The 658-nt window shown below is 66.1% G+C and carries 1 protein-coding gene and 1 pseudogene; both read left to right on the plus strand.

Annotated elements, in window-relative coordinates; genetic code table 11:
• A partial coding sequence (locus R7Z50_RS28120; protein WP_017896695.1) for a phosphotransferase occupies window positions 1-461 on the plus strand: 461 nt, incomplete at its 5' end.
• Window positions 458-658, plus strand: a pseudogene (locus R7Z50_RS28125) (MFS transporter); the annotation flags it as partial. The gene R7Z50_RS28120 and the pseudogene R7Z50_RS28125, both read left to right, overlap by 4 nt.

Genomic DNA, 658 nt, shown 5'->3' on the forward strand with positions numbered 1-658 from the left:
TCCGTACACCGACGCAGGCCCGTCAGAAGGTGGCCGACGACGTTGACCGCGTCCGACGCGAGTTCGTGGTGAACGACAAGCGCCTCCACCGGTGGCAGCGCTGGCTCGACGACGATTCGTCGTGGCCAGATTTCTCCGTGGTGGTGCATGGCGATCTCTACGTGGGCCATGTGCTCATCGACAACACGGAGCGCGTCAGCGGGATGATCGACTGGAGCGAGGCCCGCGTTGATGACCCTGCCATCGACATGGCCGCGCACCTTATGGTCTTTGGTGAAGAGGGGCTCGCGAAGCTCCTCCTCACGTATGAAGCGGCCGGTGGCCGGGTGTGGCCGCGGCTCGCCCACCACATCGCGGAGCGCCTTGCGTTCGGGGCGGTCACCTACGCACTCTTCGCCCTCGACTCGGGTAACGAAGAGTACCTCGCTGCGGCGAAGGCGCAGCTCGCCGCAGCGGAATGAGCGAACGTCGATATAGCCCGCTCGCGACGCTGTTCGCGGCGACCTTTCTCTTCCGGATCGGCAACGCGGTGGCGGCCCTCGCGCTTCCATGGTTCGTCCTGTCTCATACAAAGAGCGCGGCCTGGGCGGGCGCCACGGCCGCTAGCAGCGTCATCGCGACCATCATCGGCGCGTGGGTTGGTGGTGGCCTCGTCGAT

The sequence above is a fragment of the Vibrio sp. 1249-1 genome, from assembly GCF_033340495.1.